Annotated in this window: 16 protein-coding genes; 9 read left to right on the forward strand and 7 right to left on the reverse strand. The window is 68.1% G+C overall.

The window, feature by feature from the left end; genetic code table 11:
- Positions 1 to 33 precede the first annotated feature (33 nt).
- Positions 34 to 381, forward strand: a complete 348-nt coding sequence (locus AWB95_RS03165) for a DoxX family protein (protein ID WP_062541032.1) — start codon at positions 34 to 36, stop codon at positions 379 to 381.
- On the opposite strand, the gene AWB95_RS03170 is transcribed toward AWB95_RS03165, so the two are convergent.
- Entirely contained in the window at positions 333 to 1,160 is an 828-nt protein-coding gene (locus tag AWB95_RS03170) for a nuclear transport factor 2 family protein (RefSeq protein ID WP_062541031.1), read from the reverse strand. The genes AWB95_RS03165 and AWB95_RS03170 overlap by 49 nt on opposite strands.
- Positions 1,160 to 1,717 carry a pyrazinamidase PncA gene (gene pncA / locus AWB95_RS03175; protein WP_062541030.1) on the reverse strand — a complete coding sequence of 186 codons (558 nt, stop codon included), beginning with the start codon at positions 1,715 to 1,717 and terminating at the stop codon, positions 1,160 to 1,162. The genes AWB95_RS03170 and pncA overlap by 1 nt, the downstream gene beginning before the upstream one ends.
- Before the next feature lie 203 nt (positions 1,718 to 1,920).
- Here pncA and manT point away from each other — a divergent pair, with 203 nt between their 5' ends.
- From manT to mmpH, 3 genes are read left to right on the forward strand one after another with little or no spacing between them, the layout of a single operon-like run.
- Positions 1,921 to 3,177, forward strand: a complete 1,257-nt coding sequence (gene manT, locus AWB95_RS03180) for an MMP alpha-(1->4)-mannosyltransferase (protein ID WP_085167633.1) — start codon at positions 1,921 to 1,923, stop codon at positions 3,175 to 3,177.
- Positions 3,171 to 3,902 carry a class I SAM-dependent methyltransferase gene (locus AWB95_RS03185; protein ID WP_062541029.1) on the forward strand — a complete coding sequence of 244 codons (732 nt, stop codon included), beginning with the start codon at positions 3,171 to 3,173 and terminating at the stop codon, positions 3,900 to 3,902. The genes manT and AWB95_RS03185 overlap by 7 nt, the downstream gene beginning before the upstream one ends.
- Positions 3,889 to 4,962 (forward strand): MMP endo-(1,4)-3-O-methyl-alpha-D-mannosidase, encoded by a 1,074-nt coding sequence (gene mmpH, locus AWB95_RS03190; protein WP_062541028.1) that lies wholly within the window; start codon positions 3,889 to 3,891, stop codon positions 4,960 to 4,962. Before AWB95_RS03185 ends, mmpH begins: the two co-directional genes overlap by 14 nt.
- Here mmpH and AWB95_RS03195 read toward each other — a convergent pair.
- Positions 4,946 to 5,605 carry a class I SAM-dependent methyltransferase gene (locus AWB95_RS03195; protein ID WP_062541036.1) on the reverse strand — a complete coding sequence of 220 codons (660 nt, stop codon included), beginning with the start codon at positions 5,603 to 5,605 and terminating at the stop codon, positions 4,946 to 4,948. The genes mmpH and AWB95_RS03195 overlap by 17 nt on opposite strands.
- A gap of 72 nt (positions 5,606 to 5,677) precedes the next feature.
- On the opposite strand from AWB95_RS03195, the gene AWB95_RS03200 reads away from it, so the two are divergent.
- From AWB95_RS03200 to AWB95_RS03215, 4 genes are all read left to right on the forward strand, one after another.
- Complete coding sequence (locus AWB95_RS03200; protein WP_062541027.1) at positions 5,678 to 6,250, forward strand: TetR/AcrR family transcriptional regulator; 573 nt, start codon at positions 5,678 to 5,680, stop codon at positions 6,248 to 6,250.
- A gap of 35 nt (positions 6,251 to 6,285) precedes the next feature.
- A complete protein-coding gene (locus AWB95_RS03205; RefSeq protein WP_062541035.1) occupies positions 6,286 to 6,798 on the forward strand; it encodes a DUF6328 family protein in 513 nt (170 codons plus the stop codon).
- 38 nt (positions 6,799 to 6,836) lie between these two features.
- On the forward strand, positions 6,837 to 7,727 hold the full coding sequence (locus tag AWB95_RS03210) for a DoxX family protein (RefSeq protein ID WP_085167620.1): 891 nt from the start codon (positions 6,837 to 6,839) through the stop codon (positions 7,725 to 7,727).
- Between the two features lie 95 nt (positions 7,728 to 7,822).
- Positions 7,823 to 8,311 carry an RDD family protein gene (locus tag AWB95_RS03215; protein WP_062541454.1) on the forward strand — a complete coding sequence of 163 codons (489 nt, stop codon included), beginning with the start codon at positions 7,823 to 7,825 and terminating at the stop codon, positions 8,309 to 8,311.
- On the opposite strand, the gene AWB95_RS03220 is transcribed toward AWB95_RS03215, so the two are convergent.
- Genes AWB95_RS03220 through AWB95_RS03230 form a run of 3 tightly spaced genes read right to left on the reverse strand, consistent with a single transcriptional unit; the run spans position 8,301 to position 12,308 of the window.
- A complete protein-coding gene (locus AWB95_RS03220) occupies positions 8,301 to 8,771 on the reverse strand; it encodes a gluconokinase (protein WP_232315753.1) in 471 nt (156 codons plus the stop codon). The genes AWB95_RS03215 and AWB95_RS03220 overlap by 11 nt on opposite strands.
- A gap of 26 nt (positions 8,772 to 8,797) precedes the next feature.
- The gene (locus AWB95_RS03225) at positions 8,798 to 10,792 is read right to left on the reverse strand and encodes a DUF7064 domain-containing protein (RefSeq protein ID WP_062541455.1); all 1,995 of its coding nucleotides are present in this window, start codon (positions 10,790 to 10,792) and stop codon (positions 8,798 to 8,800) included.
- A gap of 10 nt (positions 10,793 to 10,802) precedes the next feature.
- Positions 10,803 to 12,308 (reverse strand): carboxylesterase/lipase family protein, encoded by a 1,506-nt coding sequence (locus AWB95_RS03230; RefSeq protein ID WP_062541452.1) that lies wholly within the window; start codon positions 12,306 to 12,308, stop codon positions 10,803 to 10,805.
- Positions 12,309 to 12,350: 42 nt separating this feature from the next.
- Here AWB95_RS03230 and AWB95_RS03235 point away from each other — a divergent pair, with 42 nt between their 5' ends.
- Positions 12,351 to 13,028 (forward strand): hypothetical protein, encoded by a 678-nt coding sequence (locus AWB95_RS03235; protein ID WP_062541451.1) that lies wholly within the window; start codon positions 12,351 to 12,353, stop codon positions 13,026 to 13,028.
- Between the two features lie 12 nt (positions 13,029 to 13,040).
- On the opposite strand, the gene AWB95_RS03240 is transcribed toward AWB95_RS03235, so the two are convergent.
- Positions 13,041 to 15,692, reverse strand: a complete 2,652-nt coding sequence (locus AWB95_RS03240; protein ID WP_085167622.1) for an NAD-dependent epimerase/dehydratase family protein — start codon at positions 15,690 to 15,692, stop codon at positions 13,041 to 13,043.
- Between the last annotated feature and the right edge of the window lie 7 nt (positions 15,693 to 15,699).

Here is a 15,699-nt window from a genome sequence, read left to right on the forward strand (position 1 = left end):
GAGATCAACATTCCGCTGCCAAGGAGACCAGACATGAGCATTGCATACCTCGTGGTCACGACGATCACCGTCGTGGTCACCGCCGGAATCGCGGTGGCCGACTACATTCCGGCCGGGTTTGTGTTGGCCAACTCCGCCGAGGTAGGCGTGCGGCGCTCGTGGCTGCCGATGCTCGGAACGCTCAAGCTGGCCGGAGCGCTCGGTCTGCTCGCCGGTCTGGTTGTGCCCGCGATCGGCATTGCGGCCGCTGCGGGCCTGGTGTTGTTCTTCCTCGGCGCCATAGTCACCCATGTTCGGGCCGGGGTGCTCTACAACATCGCGTTCCCGGGCGCCTACCTGTTGCTGTCGACGGCGTCATTGGTACTGCTGGCCGCGAAGTAGCGGACCCGCTGGATTACTGCGCCGCGCGCGGCCATGTCGGCGAACAGGACCCCGCGGCCCTGCCGCGCGGTGATCGAGGCCGCGACGGTGGGACCGGCACCGATGAGCTTCGTGCAGCCGGCACCGCCGAGCCGCTCGATCATATCGGTGACGTCGACGTCCTCGTCGTCACCGAAAGTCATTGTGGCCGTTGGTGAAAGCGCTCGCAGCGCGGCGAATTTGTCGCCAGAGGCGACCGCGCTCAGGAAGCCGTCCACCAGCCGCTTGTGGCGAGAACCCACCCGGCGGAAGCCGGTAGCGAACCCGACTGTGCCACGCAATCCCTGGTTGCCTAACAACGCTTGCGACAGTTGCAGGCCTGCCGGCGCGGCCGTCAGCCCGTTGCGCAGGAACTGGCCCATCATGCTCGGCAGCTCCCAATAGGCGCGCAACGCAGCGATCTTCCATGTCCCGTCGACCTCGCGCAGGTCGTAGCGCAGGACCGCCGGGATGTGCATCGTGACGGCCCGACCCATCGCCACCTCGAGCTCGAGATCGCGGATCACGGCCGAGCCTTGCACGATGTCGAGGTCCCGATGAAACGTGATGCCGCGCGGCCCGATGAAGGTGTCGTAGAAGCGGCCGATCTGCACCGGACCCACATGCGGCCGCGAGCCGACCGGATCCTCGACACGCCCGTCGTCGGTGAACAGGCACACCCAGCCCGCACGATCGTGTGCGGCCGCGGCCCGCGGCGAGTCCTCGACCGTCGCCAACAGATCCGACTGCGTCTGGTCCATCAGGTCCTCTGCAACACCGCGACGCCGGCGCCCCGCAGCTCGTCGATAGCGGCGGCGGTGGTCTTCTCCCCCACTCCCGCCGTCAGGTCCAGTAGTACCCGGGTGGCGAAGCCCGCTCGCGCGGCGTCCTCGGCGGTTGCGCGGACGCAGTGGTCGGTGGCGATGCCGACCACGTCGACCTCGTCGACACCGTGCTGTCGCAGCCACTCGGCCAGCGGCGTGCCGGCGTCGTCGACGCCCTCGAAACCGCTGTATCCCGCGCTGTAGGCGCCCTTGCGAAAGACGGCCTCGATCCGGCTGTCGTCGAGATCGGGGTGCAGCTCCGCCCCGGGAGTTCCAGCGACGCAGTGCGGCGGCCACGTCGACGCATAGTCGGGATGGTCGGAGAAATGGTCGCCGGGATCTACGTGGAAGTCCTGGGTGGCCACCACATGGGGATAGTCCGAGGCATGCAGGTAATCGGAAATGGCGCGGGCCACGGCGGCCCCGCCACTCACGGCCAGCGAGCCGCCCTCGCAGAAGTCGTTTTGCACGTCGACGATGATCAACGCCCGCATATCACCACCGTATCGCCGGCGGCACCATGAGCAGCCGGGACGGAAGATTAGACTTCCTAACTTGCCGGCGGAAAGGCTGTGCGTTGCATCGCGTAGCCTGTCAAATTATAGTCCAGACACGTGTCCAGACAGTTCGCCGACTCCCTCACCCATCCCTCTGCCGTAATTGACGGCGGCGCTGCCGCAGCGAAGCGGGCATGAGCATGCGGATTGCTTTGCTGTCCTATCGCAGCAAGACGCACTGCGGCGGACAGGGCGTATATGTGCGGCACTTGAGCCGCGGCCTGGTCGAACTCGGACATCACGTCGAGGTGTTCTCCGGTCAGCCTTATCCCGACGGGCTCGATCCGCGGGTGGTGCTGACGCCGGTGCCGAGCCTGGACATGTATCGCGAACCCGATCCGTTCCGGATTCCCCATCCGCGCGAGATCCGGGATCGCATCGATCTCCTTGAGCTGGGCACAGTGTGGACGGCGGGTTTCCCCGAGCCGCGCACCTTCAGCCTGCGGGCCGCGCGCCTGCTGGCCGAGCGGGCAGACGAGTTCGACGTCGTGCACGACAACCAGAGCCTGGGTGACGGCCTGCTGTCGATCGCGGCCAGCGGCCTTCCGGTGGTGGCGACCGTGCACCACCCGATCACCCGTGACCGGTTGGTGGATCTGGGGGCGGCGCGATGGTGGCGTAAACCGTTGGTACGCCGCTGGTATGGCTTCTTGAAGATGCAGGAGCGGGTGGCCCGCAGCATTCCCGATCTGCTGACCGTCTCGTCGTCGTCGGCCACCGACATCATCACCGACTTCGGGGTGGCGCCCGACCAGCTGCACGTGGTGCCGCTCGGTGTCGACACCGCCCTGTTCGCCCCGGCGGCGAAGCCGCGAGTGCCCAGGCGGATCATCGCGATCGCGAGCGCCGACCGACCGCTCAAGGGCGTCGGGCATCTGTTGCAGGCCGTGGCCAAGCTGCGCGTCGAACACGACCTGGAACTGCAACTGGTCGCCAAGTTGGAACCCAACGGCCCTACCGAGAAGCTGATCGCCGAACTCGGCATCTCCGACATTGTCCACACCTCCAGCGGGCTCTCCGACAGCGAGCTGGCGGGCCTGTTGGCCTCAGCCGAGATCGCTTGTATCCCTTCACTTTACGAAGGATTTTCGCTGCCGGCAGTGGAGGCGATGGCCAGCGGTACGCCGATCGTGGCCAGCCGCGCCGGCGCGTTGCCCGAGGTGCTGGGCCCCGACGGCGACTGCGCCAGGCTGGTGCCGCCCGGTGATGCCGCCGAGTTGATCCGGGTGGTGGGTGAGCTGCTGGCATCGCCGGAGCAGCGGCACCGGCTCGGGGCGGCGGGTCGCCGGCGGGCACTGGAGGTGTTCAGCTGGGAGTCGGTGGCCGCACAGACGGCTCGCGTCTACGAACGTGCGATCGCTCGCAACTCCCCGGCGGCGGTGGCCGAACCGTGCTGACCGTCGACTTCGACCGGCTCGGCGTCGGACCCGGAACCAAGGTCATCGACGTCGGCTGCGGCGCGGGCCGGCACAGCTTCGAGGCATACCGCCGTGGCGCCGACGTGGTGGCCTTCGACCAGGACGCCGCCGAACTGGAGCAGGTCGGCACCCTGTTGCGCGCCATGGCGGAAGCCGGTGAAGCACCGACCTCGGCGACCGCGGAGACCGTCATCGGCGATGCGCTGGCACTGCCCTATCCCGACGGCACCTTCGACTGCGTCATCGCATCGGAAATCCTGGAGCACGTACCCGCCGACGACACCGCGATCGGCGAGCTGATCCGGGTGCTCAAAGTCGGTGGCATGCTGGCCGTCACCGTGCCCCGGTGGCTGCCCGAGCAGCTGTGCTGGCTACTGTCCGACGACTACCACAGCAACGACGGCGGCCACATCAGGATCTACCGGGCCAGCCGGCTGCGCGACAAGATCGCGAACGCGGGAATGAAATTCACCCACACCCACCATGCACATGCTCTCCATGCACCATTCTGGTGGCTGAAATGTGCTGTGGGCGTGTCTAATTCGGATCACCCCGCCGTGGCGGCCTATCACCGGCTGCTGGTGTGGGACATGATGCAGCGGCCGTGGATCACCCGGCTCGCCGAATCGGCGCTCAACCCGCTGGTCGGCAAAAGCGTCGCACTGTACTTCGAGAAACCGGTAGGCGCCGTTGAACTGGTCTGAGATACCGGGCGTCGGCGACGTCCTGACTCCACAACAATGCCGGCAAACGGCGGAATCGATTGTCGCGGTGCAGGAACCGTCAGGTGCGATCCCGTGGTCGGAGGGCGGGCACACCGATCCGTGGGACCATGTCGAATGTGCGATGGCGCTGACCGCGGCCGGCCTGATCGAGCCGGCCCGTCGCGCGTTCGAGTGGTGCCGGCGCGAACAGCGCGCCGACGGCTCCTGGCCGATCCAACTGCGGGCCGGCGTGGTCGAGGACGCCAACAGCGACAGCAACTTCTGCGCCTACATCGCCGTCGGGGTCTGGCACCATGTGCTGGTCACAGGCGACGGCGACTTCGCCACCGCGATGTGGCCGACGGTGCGTGCCGCGATCGAGTTCGTCCTGGACCTGCAGCTGCCCGGTGGTGAAATCTGTTGGGCGCGGGGCTTGTCCGGCCCCCTGCCCGAGGCGCTGCTGACCGGCTGTGCGAGCATCTTTCACAGTCTTCGGTGCGCAGTGGCGTTGGCCAACTACCTCGACGAGCCGCAACCGGAGTGGGAAATGGCGCTGGGCCGGCTGGGCCATGCCATTTCCGCCCACCCGTCGGCGTTCACCGAAAAGCCGCACCATTCGATGGACTGGTACTACCCGATTCTCGGTGGCGCGCTGCGCGGTCCGGCAGCGAATGCCCGGATCGCCGAGCGGTGGGGTGACTTCGTGGTCGACGGGCTCGGCATCCGCTGCGTCGACGACAGGCCCTGGGTGACTGGTGCCGAAACGTGTGAATTGGTGCTGGCGCTCGACGCGATGGGCAACCGCGAAGCGGCGCTGCGCCAGTTCGCGGCCATGCAGCACCTGCGCGAAAAAGACGGATCCTACTGGACCGGTTTGGTGTTCAGCGACGGCAAGCGCTGGCCGGTGGAGCGCACCACCTGGACCGGAGCCGCCGTGATCCTTGCCGCCGACGCGCTGTCGTGCACCACCGCGGGCAGCGGCATCTTCCGCGGCACCGACCTGCCCCGCGGGCTGGAGGGCGACTACGACTGCGAGTGCGCGTTCAGTCCGCCGGGCTGACGGCCGCGGTCGTCCGTTCCAGCACCCGCAACGATCCGGTCGCCGACCTCTCCGCGAATTCGCCGCTTTGCAGTGCGCGGCAATAGATTTGGTATGGGGCCTGGCCGCCATCGCGCGGATCGGGGAACACGTCGTGGATGACCAGTGCGCCGCCGAGAGACACCCACGGCGCCCAGCCTTCGAAGTCCTGGTGCGCGGCGGCCTCGCTGTGGCCGCCGTCGATGAACAGTAGCTGCAGCGGGGTGCGCCAGCCGCGCGCGACCACGGCCGACTTGCCCACTACCGCAACGACATTGTCGTCCAGGCCGGCATCGTCGAGCGTGCGCCGGAAGGTGGGCAGGGTGTCGAACCGTCCGGTGACTTCGTCGACCAGGGACGCGTCGTGATACTCCCAGCCCGGCTGATGCTCCTCGGAACCGTGGTGGTGGTCGATTGTGTAGAGAACGCTGTTTGTTTCGGCCGCCGCCGCGCCCAGCAGCAGCGTCGACTTGCCGCAGTACGTCCCGATCTCCACGCCGACACCGCGGTCGAGGTAGCGCAGCGCCGCGTCGTGCAGCGCCCGGCCTTCGTCGGCGGGCATGAATCCCGTCACCCGCTCGGCGAGTTGGAATAATCGGTGGGTGCGCTCGGCGTGGCTCGTCATTACCTGAATCTCATTCATCGGACCTGCGGATATGGTTGCCGCCCATACTACGTTGTAGTAGTGTCCAGACACGTGTCCGACCCGGTAGCCCGGGAGTCGACGAGACGGCGGCTGACCGCCAAGCAAGCCGGCACCGTCGACCGGCTGGGCCACGCTGCAATCGAAGTGCTGAGCCGAGAAGGCTTCTCCGGGTTGACAATTCGCCGGGTAGCTGCCGAGGCCGGGGTAGGCGCGGCGACGGCCTACACGTATTTCGCGTCTAAGGAACACCTCGTCGCCGAGGTTTTCTGGCGGCGTTTGGCGTCGACACCGGTTCCGCCCAACGACTCGCCGGATCCCGCCGACCGTGTCATCGCGGTGCTGCGTCACATCGCATTGCTGGTCGCCGACGAGCCCGAGCTGGCCGGGGCGGTCACCAACGCGTTGCTGGGCAAGGATCCCGAGGTCAAGCATCTGCGGCTGCGCATCGGCCGCGAGATCCACCAGCGCCTGATCAGTGCGCTGGGTTCGGACGGCGCTCCCGACGTCGTCGAGTCACTGGAATTGCTGTATGCGGGGGCGCTGGTGCGCGCGGGCATGGGCTATGCGTCGTATGCGCAGATCGCCGACCGGCTGGAGACTTCGGCCCGACTCCTTCTGAAATAAGCCGGGTCATCGACCCGGCTGGCATGATCTCGGGCGTGGACGTCGACCATCCGGAGCGTGATCAACGTTGGGATGAGGCTGCCCGCTCGGAATCCGAAACCGAACGACTGGACCGCAATTGGGCCAGCCTGTTGCAGGAACTGCGGGTGGTGCAGACCGGTGTCCAGCTGCTCACCGGTTTCCTGCTGACGTTGCCGTTTCAGCAGCGGTTCGACGAACTCGGACCGGTGATGCGCGCGGTGTATCTCGCCACCGTGGCCTGCTCGATCAGCTCGACGGTTCTGCTGGTCGCTCCAGTTGGGATGCATCGGTTGCTGTTTCGCCGGCACCGTTTGAAATCACTAGTGTCGACCGCGCACCGGTTCGCATACACCGGCCTGCTGCTGTTGGGGTTGGCTCTGGTCGGCGTCAGTGTGGTGATTTTCGACGCGGTCGCCGGCCACCCCGCCGCAGTGGTGGCCGGTGTGTGTGCGCTGGTCGCACTGACCGGGTTCTGGGTGGCCCTGCCGCTGTGGATGCGCACCACCGACGTCCCGTCGGACCACTGAGCGGTTTGCGCACCGGTCAGCCCGGGAACACACCGGCCATGTTGCTTCGTAGAATCGCTCGCCCCCTGTTGTCAGCAGTATTCATCGGCCAAGGCGTCGAGACCCTGCGAAACCCACAGACCAGCGCCGGGGCTGCGCAGCCCACCCTCGACGCGCTGAGGGCACTGCCCGATCCGGTAGGCACGAAGGTTCCGGCCGACCCCCGGACAGCCGCCCGGATCAACGCGGCGGTGCAGGTCGGCGGCGGCCTGCTGCTTGCCACCGGCAAAATGCCGCGGATTGCCTCGGCGGCTCTGGCGTTCACCGTGATCCCGGGCAGCCTTGGCGGGCACCTGTTTTGGAACGAGTCCGATCCGCAGCGCAAAGCTCAGCAACGCCGCGACTTCCTCACCGATTTGAGTCTGCTCGGCGGGTTGATCATCGCCTCGGCCGACACGGAGGGGAAGCCGTCGCTGGGGTGGCGCAGTCGACGGGCCGCGGGCCGGATTTCCGAAGCGGTGTCGGGTGCGCTGCCACTCGGTGGGTCCGACAACGCGCTGCTCGACTCCGAACTCGGCGAACGGCTCGGCGATCTCGGGGAGAAAATCGGTCACAGCCTGCAGCTCGGCGCCGAACGCGGCCGCGAATTGGCCAGTGCGGCGGCCGAAAGAAGCGCGCCGCTGGTCGAGGCCGCACGGGAGCGCGGCGCGGAGTTCGCCGAGCTCGCCCGCGAGCGCGGCACCGAGCTCGCGGAGACCGCCCGGGAGCGCGGCACGGAGTTCGCCGAGCTCGCCCGCGAGCGCGGCACCGAGCTCGCGGAGACCGCCCGGGAGCGCGGCACGGAACTGGCCGAGACCGCGCGCAAGCGGGCCGGCGGCCGTCGCAAGCGGCTGCCGCTGCGGCGCGCCGCAAACCAGCCGGCCTGGCGAAACGCGCTACCGCTGGGGTGACGTCGACGGGCGGCTACCGCCGGCGCCACCACCATCTCGTACATCGCCAGGGCGCCTCGTTCATATCCGCCGATTGGGTAACTATCGTAAATGCAATGCCGACAGGTGACCCTGACCCCAATTCGCCTCAATTCGGGTATCCGCCGCCGTCGACGCCCGGTCGGCGACCCGGCGGGCTCGGCGAACGTTTCGTTGCCCGGCTCATCGACGGCATCATCGTCAACATCGTGGCGTTCGTGCTCTCGCTGTTCATGCTCGACAAGGACTACTGGTTCCTGGTCACCGGATTGTTCTCCGGTGTCCTGATGTTCGGTTATTTCGTGCTGTTCGAAGTCACCCAGGGCTCCAGCCCGGGCAAGAAGCTGCTCGGCCTGGAGGTGCGCGGCCCCGGCGGCGCGGCCAAGCCCGATGCGAAGCAGTCCGCCATCCGCAATGCGTTCACCCTGCTGGCGGTGGTGCCCTACTTCGGCGGTCTGCTGGCCTTCATCGCCTACGTGGTGATCGCGGCGACGATCAGCTCCAGCCCGACCAAGCAGGGCAAGCACGACGAGTTGGCCGGCGGCACGCAGGTGCTCAAGCGCTGAGGTAGGCAACGAAGCGCTCGACAATCGCGTCGACGGAGTCGTCGACGTCGACGGTGATCCCGTGCTCGTCGGGTTCGAGCGGCTCCAAGGTGTCGAATTGCGACTTCAGCAGCGACGCGGGCATGAAGTGGCCGGTGCGGCCGGCCTGCCGGCCAGCGATCAGCTCCGGTGTGCCGCTCAAATGCAAGAACTCGACCGTCGGGCGGTGTGCGCGCAGCTGATCGCGGTATGTGCGTTTGAGCGCCGAGCAGCTCATGACACCGCCTTCGCAATGGTCGGCCAGCCACCTCCCGACGACATCCAGCCACGGGTGACGGTCGTTGTCGTCGAGCGGTTTACCCGCGGCCATCTTGGCAATGTTGGCATCGGGGTGAAGGGCGTCGGCGTCCGCGAAAGGCACAATGAGGCGCCGCGCCAGCGCAGCACCCACGGTCGATTTGCCCGACCCCGAGACACCCATGACCACGATCGGTGGCCACGTGGCGGTCACTGCTGTGACCGATTGCGGTTCCATTCCAGCCAACCCACACCGGCTCTGCCGTCGGCCGTACTGACGGTGCCCCATGCTCGCGGAAAATGGCTGATCCGACCGTCGTCGGCGACGAGCCGCAGCGGTGCGTGCCCGCGCAGGTCGATGGTCGCGGAAATGCCGCCCGGATCGACGGCCAGCCTGGCTTCGGTCGGTAACCCGTTGTCGCCGAACACTTCCCGACCGCCGACGGCACTCAACTCGGTGACCGCGCCCTGCCGGTCCTGGACGTAGCCGACGCCGATCGCCGGTGTGCCCGGGATCCGGATGTCCACGGCGTGCAAGTGCGTTCCGTCGTCGAGATGCAGTGCACTCCAGTTCCAGTCCATGCCCCACCAGTCCCGAACTCCCCACGAGTGGTCGCGTTGGCCGAGCGCCGCATCGATGCGGTATGAAGCGCCGTCGACGGTGACGCTGCCCGACACCCTGCAGGGAATCTCGTAGCGGGTGGTCAGCCGATACTGATACGGTGTGCCGTCGGTGCTCCACACCAGATCCATTGCCACGTCAGCCGCCACACCTGCTTCGCCGCGCAGCAGCGCGGACGGGTCGGCATAGGACTGGCCGCGGCCTTGCAACACAACGCGATAGGTCTGCAGTGCGCTGTCGGCGGAGTGGGTGAAGGCGATGGTGCCGGTGCGCAGCGCCCACGGCTCGACGGGCAGCGGAGCATCGAACTCGACGACCGCGACCGTGGGTACATCGGGGCCGCACAACAGTGCGTGCAGCCAGGCGCGGCGCTGGTTGGGCATCAACCCGATCCTGACCCAGCCGCCGAAACCCTGTGTGGCATCGGCGAAGTCGGCATACCAACTTTCGCTCCACAGCGGCTCGGCGGTTGCGGTATGCGCGGACTCGTTATCGTGCGACGGGCGCAGCGGCTCGACTGGCGCCGGTGCCGGCAGCGTGGTCAGCGCGTCCGTGTCGAGTACATGCTCGCAATGGCGTTCCAGCATCGTCATGAACATCGCGTCGCCCCGCTCGGTGCGTTCCACCAGCATCGACGACACGATGGCCATCATCACGCCGAAGAAGCTCTGCCTGCGCACACCGTCGCGGACGTCGGCGAGACTGATCGGCGCGTCCGGGCCGAGCGCGTCGTGATAGGTCCGCAGCAGCGCGTCATAGTGCGCGCGCCGGTCGGCCGCCGGCAGCGCACAGCCCAGGAAGTAGGCCAGGTCGGTCATCGCCGGAGCCCAGGTGACCGTCTGCCAATCGACCACCGTCAGTGGGCGATCGGCGCCGACCGCGCCGAAAAGCATGTTGTCCAACCGGTAGTCGCCGTGCACCAGACCGTGCAGGCCGCCGGACTCCTGGGCCAGATACTCGTCGAAGGCACCGACCAGCCGTTCGCACACCGCACGGTGTTGCGGCGCGATCCGGTCGCCATAGCGGTCGACGAAGCCGGCGTAGAGCTGGCCGATCAATGCCTGGTTGACCGGCGTGTCCCGGTTCAGCCACGGCGCGTCGGCCAGCGCGGCGTCACCGAGTAGCGGGCCCTGCAAGCGGGCCAGCTCGCGCACCGCAAGCTCGGCCTGAGCGGCTGTGGCGCCGCGGATTTCGTCGCCGAGGACGGCCGGGTTGGCGTCACCGAGCAGCACGTCGAAGACGCCGGACGAGGCGTCCACGGCGGCGTGGTAACAGGGCACCACCGGTCCGGACAGCCGCGGCGCAACCTCGCGGTAGAAACGAACCTCACGCTCGTAGAGGCCCAGGCTCAGCCCGGTCTGACGGCTGACCGGGTCGGTGGCCGCGACTTTGAGCACCACTGAATCCGGGTGTGCGCCAACGTCGGCGTAGCTCAGCTGGACGCGGTAGCACTCGCTCATCTGACCGGTGCCGATGCGGTCGACGGCGAAATCGGTGACGGTCCCGGCGCCCAGCACCCCGGTAAGCCACTCGGCGGTGAGGTTTTCCGGTCGTTCGATCACTGTGTCGGCCTGTGGCGGCATCATCGTGGCATCACCGTGCCAGCGAAAAGCCCTGCCATGCCATTCGCCGCTCGGGATGCGGGTCGAATTCGACATGGGATTTACGGTCGAAGACCATGACGGCGCGGTCGGCGTCGGTATAGGCGGGCCAGCCGTCGCCGGGCACCCCGGTGCGGCTGAATGAGCGCCACCGCCTTTGTATTTCGTTGCTGACCCGAAGCGCAGACCGCCTGTCGCCGGCCGCCGTCAGCAGCCCGCCCAATCTGGTGCGGTAGACATCGAAGACGGCGAGCAGTTCGGTGGCGTGGGTGGCGCCCAGACCCGACCAGCGCAAGGTGCGCGGCGAGTAGTCGTAGCGATACAGGTAGGTCGGCGCGTGGGCGCCGTGGGCTTCCGCGATCTGCCAGGCCGCCGAACCAAAGGCGAAGTCGCCGCCGAGACGGATACAGGCCGAAGGTTCCGGATAGTCCGGGTAGGCGCGGGTAATGCGTTCGCGAGCAGCCGGATCGACCTCGGCGAGCAGCGCTTCGATCATCGGCTCCGTCGTCGGCAGCAGCCGCAGGAAACGGGTGAACAGGCGGCCCTCTTCGGCGTTGGTGCCGACGATGAGCGGAATGCGGTGCGCCTCGCCGCGGCGCATCGCCTCGATGGGGTCCAGCGGCAGGCAGTCGTCGCCGAAAGCCGGCCCGAGCGGGAAGGCGCCCAGGATATCTCGCACACCTTCGTCGATCAGACGGTTTTGTGCCGCAACCAGTTCGGCGGGCGTCGCCTGCATCAGCGCGTGGGCCGCGTCTTGCCGGCGAGCCCCGAGCAGTGCGGCGAAACGCGCCGCGAATTCGGCCGCCATCTCGCGGGAACGCACCATGCCCGACGCCGGGCTTTCTGAAATAGCCTGAGAGAACAGGCCTTTGGCCTGCGGCACGGCCATCATGGTCGCGACTGCGTGAGCGCCCGCGCTTTCGCCGAACAACGTGACGTTGTCCGGGTCGCCGCCGAACTCAGCGATGTTGTCACGCACCCAACCCAACGCCATCACCAGGTCGCGCAGGAAAAGGTTGCTGTCGATGGGGATCTCGGCCGTCGACAGCGACGACAGGTCCAGACAGCCGAGCGCTCCGAGCCGGTAGTTCACCGACACATACACACATCCACGGCGGGCCAGCCCGGCGCCGTCGTACAGCGGGGTGGCCGAGCTGCCCAGGATGTATCCGCCGCCGTGCACGAACACCATGACGGGCAACGCTTCGCCGCGGGCATCCTCGGGGGTGACGACGTTGAGTGTCAGGCAGTCCTCGCCCCTCGGCTGAAACTTGCCGGGCCCGACGATGGTGTAGCGGCGCTCTTGCGGAGCGCATTTGGTGAACGCATGGCAGTGCCGCACACCCGACCACGGCTGGACAGGTTGCGGCGCCCGGAATCGCAGCGGCCCGACCGGCGGGCGGGCGTAAGGAATGGAACGCCACCGGTGCACGCCGTCGCGGGTGAAACCCTCGACGGCGCCGGCGGCGGTGTGTGCGCGGACGGTGTGTTCGTGCATATTGCGACGGTAGCGAACGACGCCGCCCGTTAACCTAACGACATGCGGATTGCCATGCTGGTCGCAGCGTCGGTGCTGGTCGCCGGATGTTCGCACGAAATCACCGGCCAACCCAAGCAGACGTCGACTCCGGGGCCGACGTCCTCGCATGCGTCGGCAACCACGCCGTCGTCCGGCAAGGCGAGTACCCCTTCTGCCGCGCCGGCGGCCGGCGCCGCGATCGCCGACGTCATCGCGTGGATCGAAGCCGGTCCGCCCGCCGAGGCGGCCGGGTTTCACCGCACGACGCGCAACGGCGTCACCACCGAACTCGGCGACGACATCGCTTTCAGCGTCGGCAAAGTCGCCTGCATGACCGACACCAAGCACACCGGTGGTGCACTGGCCTGCCTGGTCAACCTGGTCCATCCGCCACCGCGGCCGGCGACGGCCTACGGCCACTGGGAGGGTGGCTGGGTGGACTTCGACGGTGCAAGCCTGCAGGTCGGATCGGCGCGCGCCGACCCCGGGCCGTTCGCTCGCGGCGACGGGCCCGAGCTGCCGGCCGGAAAGTCGTTGTCGTTCGGCGACTATCGTTGCCGCGCTGACCAGGACGCGGTGCTGTGCGTGAATTACGCCCACCGCTCGGCGGTCCGGCTGGCCGCCGCCGGTGTGCAGCCGTTCGGATGCCTGCAGTCGGTGCCACCACCGGACGGTGTGGGCGCGAAGTTCAGCTGCTGAAACCCGTTGCTGCTACGGGCTATTCGGATCCTGCCGGCTGGCCGTTGTCGACGCCGCATCGTCGGCGGCGAGGTCGAGCACGCGGATCTCTCCGGCGCAGCCGTCGACCTCGACGAGCGCCCCGGGCGGCAGGCGCCGCGTGGCGCCGGCGACGTCGACCACACAGGGGAATCCGAACTCGCGGGCCACCACCGCGGCGTGCGACATCGGGCCACCGAGTTCCGTGACGACCGCGGCCGCGTAGGAGAACGCCGCGGTGTAGCCGACGTCGGTCACCTCCGCGACCAGGACCTCGCCGGGTTCCAGCTCGTCGATGGTCTCCGGCCGGACGATCCGGACCCGTCCGCGCACCCGTCCGCCGCAGACGCCGAGACCGTGCAACGTCTCCCCCGCGGTGAGGACCGTCGCCAGAGTGCTGCCGGGCTGCCAGCTGCCGCTGAACACCGCAGGCGGAGTCACGTCGGCCAGCCGGGCGCGTTCCGCGCGCCGTCGCGCCACGATGTCCGCTGCATTGGCGGGCAGCGCATCGAGTTCGTCGACCAACAGATAGAAGACGTCGTCGGGCGCGTCGAGAGTGCCGGAATCCACCAGGCGGCGACCGTACTCGCGCAGCAGTCGTCGCAGCACCCAAATGGCGCGCACCATTCGGTCGCGACGGGCTTCACGGTCGCGCAGCTGACGCACGGCCAGCGCCGCGACAGGCCGGGCCTGCACGGGAATTGGCAGGTGCCGCGGTTCCGGGATCGCCGACGCATTCAACGATTTCGCCACCATCCGCAGCAGCAGCTCGGGATCGTCGGCGTAGGTAGTCGACAACATCTCGACTTCTGCGGGACCGCGGTGCCCGATCAGCGCCAGCTCGTCGAGGACCGCGGCGTGGAATTCCGGCGCCTGCTCGGCCAACGCATCGAGGTGCTTACCCGGTTCGGCAAGTATCCGGGCCACGTTCGGGTCGCGTCGGGCCACGGCCACCAGCCGGTGCAGCGCGCCCAGCAGGCGAGCACTGACCAGGTCCTGGCCGGCCGACGGTGCGATGTTGCGCCCGCCAAGGCCGCGCAGCAGCACGCTGAACGCGGCGAACGTCATGAACGACCCGGAGGCCAGCACCCAGCCGTGCACGACGAGGTCGCGCGCCAACAGGATCAGACTCAACAGCCGGCGTTCGTCGAGTTGCGTGAGGTCGCCGCCGCTCAGGTCTTCGAGACGCTCGATGTCGGCGATGTAGTCACGAGTATCGCGTGCGGTGCCGGCGCTCAGCCCGACCAGGTTGAGGCCGAAGATCCCGAGATTGCGTAAGGTGCGCAATGGCTTTGGCACGCTGCGGGGTTCGGGTGGTAGCCGATGCTCGCCGAAGATCGGCAACGTAGCCAGGCTGGGACCGAAGAACTGGCTGTTGGCGACCACCGACTCGGGTTTGACGAACGGCACCGTTTCGGCCATAAAGTGCGCGGTGGTGATGGCGCCGTAGAGTCGGTGGGCGAACACTCCGACTGTGCGCGTGGCGATTTCGCGTTGGACCAGGCCGCCCGGGCGCAGCCGTTCGGCGATGCCCACCCCGCCCGCACGCAAACCGCGCACCGCCACCGACGCCGACGACGGCGAGAACGGCCCGGGCAGCGCCTCGGACAGGTTGGTGGCCAGAAACATCGGGAACCGCGGGTCGATCGGCGTGTCGAACTCGCCGTTGCTGCCCTCGGGGCCGGCCGGCACGGGGACGGTCCCGTCCGCGGCCGGCGCGTCGACGGAGGGAATGTCCCGCACATTGGTGAGCTGCCAGGGCAGCGACACCATCCGTCGACCGATGCTCACCCGGCCGCGCACGGCCAGCGCAAGGTCGTCGATGCATTCCCGGGCGGTCCACGTCGGACTGAATTCCCATTTGTCGCACAGCAGCGAAGTGTCCATCGGCGGGGCGCTGAGCAGTTCGGCCAACGAGCTGCCCGCCCAGCGGCGCAGCGCGGCCGGAATGCGCACGAGCGGACGGCCCAGTGCGGCGGCGATTTCGGCGAGTGTCGGCTCCCCCGACGCTGCGAGGTTGACCGGCCCGCTGTCGATTCCGGCGTCGAGGATCGCCCGCACGAACAGGCGATAGGCGTCGTCGGCGTGCACGACCTGCAGGCGATCAGATGCGTTGACGCCCGGAATCAGCGCCGCAGCGAACAGCTGCAGCACCCAGTTGTCGACATTTCGGCCGAGGATGGTCGCCGAGCGGATCGCCACCCACTCGGCGTTGCCATGGGCCAGCATGTCCTCGACGCGGGCTTGCTGGCGGCCTTGTGCGGTTGCCGGATTCAGCGCGTCCTGCTCGGTCAGCGGCGAGGCGTGTGCGCGGCGTTGGCCGTAAACGTGCGCCGAGGATGCGAATACGACGCGCCGGGCCCCGGTTTCGGCCATCGCGTCGAGGACATTGGCGGTGCCGCCGATGTTGACCTCGTCGCTGTCACGGTCGGTTGCCCAGGCACAGTGCGCGACGACTTCGGCGCCGGAGATGACCCGACGCACCGCGCTCGCATCGCGGATATCGGCTTGCACGAATTCAGCTGCAGTGGGCCAACTTTCGCGACGATGCCGGGACAGCCCGACGACGTCGTGGCCCAGGGTGAGCAGCCGGGTCGCGATTCCGCGACCGAGGACGCCGCTAGCACCGGTGACGGCAATTCTCACTGGCCGG

Origin of the sequence: Mycobacterium celatum (assembly GCF_002101595.1) — a bacterium.
Classification (GTDB): domain Bacteria; phylum Actinomycetota; class Actinomycetes; order Mycobacteriales; family Mycobacteriaceae; genus Mycobacterium; species Mycobacterium celatum.